Below are 5375 nucleotides of genomic sequence, written 5' to 3'. Positions count from 1 at the left end.
AGAATGCCGCCGCGCACCGCGAACTGCCCGCCATCCACCACCAAGCCCTCCCTGGTGTAGGCGTTCACGACCACCCGCGCTCCCGCCTCGCGCAGCCGCATATCCCGCCCCTCGCTGAACACCAGCGTGTCCACCTCCCCCACGCCGGCCCCCCCCGGCTGCGCGCGCGTGTTTTCCCCCCCCCCCCCTGCTTTCGCCTCCAGCGCTGATGTTGTACCCCTTGCGTGGGTCTGTCGCGTGATACTTTGCGATAAGTTCGATCTCCAAGTCGCACGCCTGCTCCTTGGTCAAGCCGTTCGCAACGATTTCGTGCTTGGTGTTCTCCCAGCCATACTTTTTGATAGCGTTGTCGAAGTGCGCATTGTCCTTGTACCCGTTTCCGTTCTTCCAACGGTATTCAGGCTTCTTCCCAGTAATGCCGATATACACTTTTCCGCTTGGCGTGGTATGCTTATAAACAACGTACATGGTTCACTCCTTGTATGTTAGCAATAATGCAGTTGGCGGGTAGTGGCTATCAATAACTACCCGCCAACTTTTTACTCTATTCTAATCCAACGATGAGACTAACGCCCAGTGCTTCCGAAGCCGCTATCGCCACGATCTGAATCATCAAGCTCAGACACCTGCTCAAGCTCACCAACATAAGCGAGCGGCAGGATTACCAACTGCGTAATCTTATCCCCCGCCTCGAAGACATAATCATCATCCCCATGAGAGTAGAGCTTGACCTTGATCGCGCCAGTGTAGCCGGCATCAATCACGCCTTCACTGGTAATACCATGCTTGACATTCAATCCTGATTTGCTTTTGAGCATCCCCACGGTATTCGCTGGAAGCTGGACATGCACGCCAGTGTCGATAACCACGCTCCCATGCGCTGGCACAGTCACGGCTACCGGTGTGCGCAAGTCCAAGCCCGCGTCGGTCGCGTGCGCGCGCTCGGGCGGGTATGCGCCCTCGTCGAGCGTGTATTTCAGTACGGGCACCTCGGGCGCCTGTGTTTCGGGTTCCTGTTGAGCTGTGGTTCGTTTTGCCGCCATGAGAGTGTCCTTCCCACGCGTCGCGTGCTATAGTCGAGTGTGAGACAAGTTCTCGTGTTCCCTACATTGGTGGGGTTGAATCCCACGCTGGTTTTGCACATTTTGACGGCGTGGGATTCGTTTTATCCGCCGAAATACGGTCGGAGAATAGGCCACGTATATTGTGGGACAAGAAAATCAGCAAACATGAGTGACACGTTCATGAGAATGAAGAACGTGAGCGTCACCCATGCGCCCACACGCCGGTACTCGAACTTCAATTCATCGCAAGCCCATTCGCAGAACAGGACAACGTCGAAGATGCCGACTACCATATTCGCCGTGATGAGGAAGATATCAATGCCCAACGCCAGCCAGAACATCCCCTACCCCCTCACAAGCCGAGTCCGGCGCGGACGATAGGCCATGCTATGTCAATCCACATCCAGCCGACCAGAACGCACAGCATGGTCGTGAACGCGCAGATGATCGCGCCGACGACACTGGTGCCGATATCATGCTCACCATGCTCCAAATCGCGGACGCACACGCCGATGAACGCGAGCGTGAACATCGACTCCATGAGCGTGCCCAATGCGATGAGCACGCCGAGCAGGATCAGCAGTACGGCTTTCATTCGGTTTCCCCTTCTTCTGCTTGTTGCTGTTGTTGTGCGCGTGTGGCGAGGGCGTACACGTCGCACAACCGGTACACCGGCTTGCCTTTGCCGGGCTGGTGTTTGGCCGGGCGGAGTACGCCACGATGAATCCAGCTGTACATCGTGTTCGCGTTCACCCGAATCCCACTGTCTTGTAGGGTGCGGCGCAGTTGTCGCGCCGTGCCGGTTACCGGACTGTTCAGGATGCGTTGCCGTTGCATGATGCGCATGAGGCTGACGGGTATCGTGTTGCGGCAGTGCGGGCAGGTTACGGTCACCGCGTCATCCGGGGCGGTGAGGATTGTGCCGCAATCCTTGGCCGGACATGGGCCGAGGATGATGGTGTCGCTGTTTTCACCGGTCATGCACGCCTGGCATTGGCGGGTGAGACGGTGGATTTCCCGCGCGTACACGCCGGAAGCGGTGTTGTTGGCGAGCAGGAGCGGGCAGGAGGCGACGCGGTGCGCGAGCACGCTGAGCTTGTCGCCGTGCATGTAGCGTTGCCCCAGACAGTCGAGGTATGCGGTGAGGGTGAGGCGCACGCCGGGCGCGCCGGTTCCTGACTTCTCGAACAGGAGGTCGTAGATGCGTTCCCTGACCGGAGTGGGCGCGTTGCCACGGTTCCCGCCGCCGCCGTTCCCGTCATGCCGCCCGTTCGCCCGGTTGATGCGATACTCTTCCAACGAGTCGAGATTGCGGGTCATCCATTCCAGATCGGTGACGAGCCTAGTCCAGCAGGATGCGCATATGGTCGGCTTGTTGAGATTGGGATGGTCTCGCATGTATGCCGGGTAGTCGTCGGGCGTGGCTTCACGCCAGCATGAGGCGCACGTATCGTATGCGGCGGGCACGTCGGTCACTGGTTGACTGTCCTTCCATTCCTGTCGATGGGTATGCCGCGACACGAGAGCCTGTTTCGGGGTGCAGGCCCTTGCTGTGGTGTCGCGCCACCAGTTCCAGCGGTTGACGCAAACACGATGATTATACCACTTTCGGCACCCAATGGCCGGTATTGTCCGGCATCATCCAACCCTTCCAAGTGTGGACTGGGATGGTTTCCGGGTGGTCGTTGTAGGCGCTGACGAGGTATCCGTCTTCGCGCGCCTGCGCGGGGTGCGCGTGCGCCCAACCATGACACCCGGAAACACCACTCCCACAGAGAGTGAGCAGGTTGCTTGGCAGGTTCAAGCCGGGCCACTTGTGGCTTCGCAATCGCCGGTGGTGGATGCTGCCCATGTCAAGGGGTTTCCCGCATCGCACGCAACGCCATCTGTCCCGCGTGAGAACAGTGTCGCGCGTATCCTTGCTAGGGGTTGTGCTGTTCGTCGTTCTACGCCTCCTTTACTCACCGAATAGGGGCACTTCCATCATGCCCGTATCCTGTGGTTCCGGTTTCTGGTCGCGTCGGGGTGGGGTACACAGCAGGTGGAACACCGTGGTCTCGTCCACGCCCGTGATCTTCGAAACCTCCTTGAATGACAAACCGTCATGGCTGAGTTTTCGTATCTGGTCTTCAACGACCCTCTTCACTGTTCTCCCCTTTCAGCGTGTGCAGTACGAGCATGTAGCCCTGCGGGTCATGTGTCTGGTAGCGTCCGGCCAGATGTTCCAACGCTTCCACGCACCGGTCGGTGTCCCGCCACGCCAACGCCTGCCAGAATGTTTCGGCGTGTGCGACCTGGTCTCGTTTCGCCAGTCGTAGGAGCCTGTCCGCCAACTCGTAGTGCATCGGGTCGGTGGGCGCCGGGTGGAGGCCGTTGTCCATCGCGTCATGCACGTACCATGCGGCCTTGCCCAGATCCTGTAACGCGCCGGACGCACAGGGATGTTTCATCTCGTGCCGCCAAACGTACTTAATGGCGTTGCCCCAGTCGAAATCGTAGAGGCGCGTGAGTTCGATGCACTCGAACGAGCCTATACGCTCGTAATGCGCCGGATGATTGATAATGTCATTCATTGCTTGTGACCTTTCGTATCGTGACTTTGCCGAGCCTGTACAGCAGTTGGTTGCCTATCGTGTCATGGAGGACTCGCGCCCACGGGGTGCCGAGATCGCCGTCAGCGAGGGTTATCCTGTCGCCGTCGATGTCGAAGCATTCCGCGTAACCGTCATCGTCGATGTTGACGAGTGTGCGCAGGTCTTCGCTGATGTACCACCCGCTTTCCGGCACGTTGTTGCTGGTGGTCAGTTCGATCGGCGTGACTATGCGTCGCGTGTGAAATTCAGCCGATATGACGTGGCTCATGGTTCGTTCTCCCTTTCGTTGAGCTGGTTTGCTATCCTGCATGCTTCACGCATGGTTTCGTCATCGACCTGACTGCGGTCGGTCAGGCCGAGGACGGTGAGCGTATGCTCGCACGCCCATGTGTGTTGGTGCTTGTGCTGTTCGGGCACTTGGGCGATGCTGGCTCGCTTCCCGCACCACCCCGTGAACAGGCGCTCCCACATGCCGGGTGGTTTCATCGTTTGCCCGTGATGCGTGGTGAATGCTTGGAGCGCGTCCCTCATGTCGAGTTTCGGGTATTGGTCGCGTATCCGGCTGATGGTGTCCGCGCCCGCATGGGTGTGTGCCCAATCGTCGGCTGTCAGGTTTTCGCTCTCTTTGGAAGAAGAATGTAATTCTTCTTCTTTCTCTTGGGTTATGGGTTCTGGGTTCTGGGTTTCCGGACGAGCTCGTACGATATCGTACGATTCTCGTACGAGTCTCGCGCGAGAATCGTACGAGACTGAATCGGTATCAGGATTTACGTCGCCACGCTTCTCCCGATACTTACGCGCCTGATACTCGCGGTCACGCTGTCTCTTCCGCTCGGCCGCCGCAAGAACCTTGTCCCTGCTACGGTTCACAGCAAGGAAGTCATGAACCGTCCACATGTCACCGTCATGGTCAACAAGACGGCAATCCTGTAACGCATTCAGAATCTCGTCGTTGATGCCGAGAGCATACCGTGCAGTGTCATCCGAGATACGCCCGTCACTCAAATCGTCACCACACCATGAGAGCATCAGCGCGTACGCGCCCACCGCCTGCGGGCACACCACCCACAGTTTGCGGATTTTCGTGTTCCGCCAGAAGTCGTTGCGCAACTGCACGTAGCCCACCGGCTTATCATCCTGAACCATGTCATTCCCTGTTTCCAAGAGTGATTACGCTACAATCCGAATCGGCGTAGCTTGCGCGCGAGTTCACGCGCCTCACGGTCACGCGGACACATGTACTTTGGGTTCATCGCGTGAGGACACCTGTCCGTGCCCACGTTCGGCCTGCCGCACTTCTCGCAATACCGGATCTTCGGCATACGCTCATCAAGCATGCTGCTCCTTGTCCTGGCATTGTGGGCATGTGAAGTTGAATGTTCTGGTTCCGCGTTTGCGCGTACTGGTGACTTTCCATCCCAAGCGGCGGGCTGTCCCCGCCGCTGTCTCAGGTGTCATGAACACGTCGCAGTAGAGCGGCCCACGCACATACCTTGTTCTCACGAACAGTTTCCGCCCGCACTCGTCACACCACGCTTGGCATGTGATACTCATTCCGTCTGCTCCTTGTCTTCCTTAGGGAGAACCCACCAAGTGCGCGGGTCTTTCTCGCCCTTCTGCCATTCCGCCTGCCTGCTCTCACGCAGATGCTTCACTCCGGCTTTCTTCGCACAATCCGGGCACAGGATGGTGTCGCCCGTATCCGTGAGCCGGTAAT

At 58.4% G+C, this 5375-nt stretch carries 9 protein-coding genes; all 9 read right to left on the bottom strand.

Translation table 11 applies throughout. The annotated features are described in order from the left end of the window. Nucleotides 1-566: 566 nt before the first annotated feature. The 9 genes from dut to DSM100238_RS09415 all read right to left on the bottom strand — a co-directional run bounded on the left by dut (nt 567) and on the right by DSM100238_RS09415 (nt 4995). Nucleotides 567-1043 carry a dUTP diphosphatase gene (gene dut / locus DSM100238_RS09015; protein WP_152356326.1) on the bottom strand — a complete coding sequence of 159 codons (477 nt, stop codon included), beginning with the start codon at nt 1041-1043 and terminating at the stop codon, nt 567-569. A 122-nt stretch (nt 1044-1165) separates the two neighbouring features. Beyond that, nucleotides 1166-1405, bottom strand: a complete 240-nt coding sequence (locus tag DSM100238_RS09010) for a hypothetical protein (protein WP_152356325.1) — start codon at nt 1403-1405, stop codon at nt 1166-1168. Nucleotides 1406-1416: 11 nt separating this feature from the next. Beyond that, on the bottom strand, nt 1417-1659 hold the full coding sequence (locus DSM100238_RS09005) for a hypothetical protein (protein ID WP_152356324.1): 243 nt from the start codon (nt 1657-1659) through the stop codon (nt 1417-1419). Continuing rightward, a complete protein-coding gene (locus DSM100238_RS09000; protein WP_152356323.1) occupies nt 1656-2540 on the bottom strand; it encodes a hypothetical protein in 885 nt (294 codons plus the stop codon). Before DSM100238_RS09000 ends, DSM100238_RS09005 begins: the two co-directional genes overlap by 4 nt. A gap of 481 nt (nt 2541-3021) precedes the next feature. After that, entirely contained in the window at nt 3022-3210 is a 189-nt protein-coding gene (locus DSM100238_RS08990) for a hypothetical protein (protein WP_152356322.1), read from the bottom strand. Then, nucleotides 3194-3637, bottom strand: a complete 444-nt coding sequence (locus DSM100238_RS08985) for a DUF3310 domain-containing protein (RefSeq protein ID WP_152356321.1) — start codon at nt 3635-3637, stop codon at nt 3194-3196. The genes DSM100238_RS08990 and DSM100238_RS08985 overlap by 17 nt, the downstream gene beginning before the upstream one ends. Further along, nucleotides 3630-3926, bottom strand: a complete 297-nt coding sequence (locus DSM100238_RS08980; RefSeq protein ID WP_152356320.1) for a hypothetical protein — start codon at nt 3924-3926, stop codon at nt 3630-3632. The genes DSM100238_RS08985 and DSM100238_RS08980 overlap by 8 nt, the downstream gene beginning before the upstream one ends. Then, the gene (locus tag DSM100238_RS08975) at nt 3923-4804 is read right to left on the bottom strand and encodes a hypothetical protein (protein WP_152356319.1); all 882 of its coding nucleotides are present in this window, start codon (nt 4802-4804) and stop codon (nt 3923-3925) included. Before DSM100238_RS08975 ends, DSM100238_RS08980 begins: the two co-directional genes overlap by 4 nt. A gap of 29 nt (nt 4805-4833) precedes the next feature. Next, complete coding sequence (locus DSM100238_RS09415; RefSeq protein ID WP_167511140.1) at nt 4834-4995, bottom strand: hypothetical protein; 162 nt, start codon at nt 4993-4995, stop codon at nt 4834-4836. Nucleotides 4996-5375: the final 380 nt, after the last annotated feature.

It is taken from the genome of Bifidobacterium apri (assembly GCF_009299485.1).
Taxonomy (GTDB): domain Bacteria; phylum Actinomycetota; class Actinomycetes; order Actinomycetales; family Bifidobacteriaceae; genus Bifidobacterium; species Bifidobacterium apri.
Note: the sequence above shows the minus strand (reverse complement) of the source record. Positions and strands in the feature narration are given on the sequence as shown.

Bases quoted from the DNA above. Each gene is read 5' to 3' on its own strand.
- dut (WP_152356326.1), bottom strand. From the start codon at position 1,043: ATGGCGGCAAAACGAACCACAGCTCAACAGGAACCCGAAACACAGGCG.
- DSM100238_RS09010 (WP_152356325.1), bottom strand. From the start codon at position 1,405: ATGTTCTGGCTGGCGTTGGGCATTGATATCTTCCTCATCACGGCGAAT.
- DSM100238_RS09005 (WP_152356324.1), bottom strand. From the start codon at position 1,659: ATGAAAGCCGTACTGCTGATCCTGCTCGGCGTGCTCATCGCATTGGGC.
- DSM100238_RS08985 (WP_152356321.1), bottom strand. From the start codon at position 3,637: ATGAATGACATTATCAATCATCCGGCGCATTACGAGCGTATAGGCTCG.
- DSM100238_RS08980 (WP_152356320.1), bottom strand. From the start codon at position 3,926: ATGAGCCACGTCATATCGGCTGAATTTCACACGCGACGCATAGTCACG.
- DSM100238_RS08975 (WP_152356319.1), bottom strand. From the start codon at position 4,804: ATGGTTCAGGATGATAAGCCGGTGGGCTACGTGCAGTTGCGCAACGAC.
- DSM100238_RS09415 (WP_167511140.1), bottom strand. From the start codon at position 4,995: ATGCTTGATGAGCGTATGCCGAAGATCCGGTATTGCGAGAAGTGCGGC.